We start from the raw sequence: 624 nt of genomic DNA on the forward strand, positions 1-624 counted from the left end.
GCCAGCTTGATCAACACCAGCTTACGCAGTGGATTACCCACCTTGGCCTTCATCGCTTTTACCATCAATTCCATACTCATAAGTCACCCCCAAACGGAGCAACCCACGGCTCAAAATTGACGAAATAAAAATGCTTGCCTAACATATAAATACCTCTCTTAGTGATTAAGCCCCATCGGTCGCCAAAACTTCAGATGACTTAATTATTCAATAAAAACAGCTAGTTGAGCCAAACTTGTCATGTCAAAAAAAACATATGGAACCGTTATTGAAATAAGCCAAAACTGCGGCCGTATTGCAGTAAAACTTGATAATGGCAATATCAGCGTCATGGATATTTACAATCCAAAAAGCTTTGAAATTGGCCACATCATCTACGGACAGCTGGATGTACTAGGCGGTTATTTCATCTTCAACAAAACCACTCAAGCTGAATATTTCGCTTATGTAGAAGCCTCCTGCTGCAATCTTGAGACGGCTCAACAGCAGCTCCTTCTCGAATAAAACACCAAGCCGAATCACTAACCACTCAGCGCAAAATCCAAATTTGACCTCCCCCCTCTGCTTCAGTAATATGTCAATGCCTCTCTTAGGTATTAAGCCCGCATCGGTCGCCAAAACTTC

At 42.5% G+C, this 624-nt stretch carries 1 protein-coding gene and 1 pseudogene; one reads left to right on the forward strand and one right to left on the reverse strand.

Going from position 1 to position 624, the window contains the following annotated elements; genetic code table 11:
• Nucleotides 1-80: pseudogene (locus tag FW758_RS24715) on the reverse strand (helix-turn-helix domain-containing protein); the annotation flags it as partial.
• 160 nt (nucleotides 81-240) lie between these two features.
• Between FW758_RS24715 and FW758_RS24720 the strand changes: the two are divergent.
• The gene (locus FW758_RS24720; RefSeq protein ID WP_105252723.1) at nucleotides 241-504 is read left to right on the forward strand and encodes a hypothetical protein; all 264 of its coding nucleotides are present in this window, start codon (nucleotides 241-243) and stop codon (nucleotides 502-504) included.
• Nucleotides 505-624: the final 120 nt, after the last annotated feature.

The organism is Shewanella sp. 1180_01, from assembly GCF_052850535.1.

Bases quoted from the DNA above. Each gene is read 5' to 3' on its own strand.
- FW758_RS24720 (WP_105252723.1), top strand. From the start codon at position 241: ATGTCAAAAAAAACATATGGAACCGTTATTGAAATAAGCCAAAACTGC.